Here is a 531-nt window from a genome sequence, read left to right as displayed (position 1 = left end):
AACAATAACAGCAGATGGAATTGAAGAACTAATAATCTCAGGAGGAAATATTGAAAAATACAATATAACAAACACAACAAAATTAACAATTGCAGGAATTGAAGTTTCAGGATTAATAACAACAACAGTAAAAGAATTATATTTAACAAACACAAAAATAAGCGACAGTGAAATAACAAATGCAGAATATATAGAAACAACAGGAAATATAGAAAATGTCACATTCACAAACAATGGAAAAATAATAAGTAAAAACAATAACATAACAAAAACAGTATTTGACAACGCACCAATAGAAATATACAACACAAAATTATTCAACAACACAATAAAAAATGCAGAAATAGGAATAACAATAAAAGAGGCAGAGGATGAAGACAGTGTATACATAATGAAAAACACATTTAAAGGGAACACAACAGACATCAAATCAGAAGTAACAAGAGAAATAAACGCACAATACAACTACTTTGCAGAAGGGGAAGCAAAAACAGAAGGAACAATAGACACAACAAATAGTTTAGCAGAAGA

General features: G+C 28.6%; 1 protein-coding gene. It reads left to right on the top strand.

All coding sequences use genetic code 11. The features are described 5' to 3' along the window. Window positions 1-531 (top strand): hypothetical protein (locus XO12_RS11180; RefSeq protein WP_175420362.1); only part of this gene is annotated, 531 nt, incomplete at both ends.

It is taken from the genome of Marinitoga sp. 1154 (assembly GCF_013363285.1).
Lineage (GTDB): Bacteria > Thermotogota > Thermotogae > Petrotogales > Petrotogaceae > Marinitoga.
Note: the sequence above shows the minus strand (reverse complement) of the source record. Positions and strands in the feature narration are given on the sequence as shown.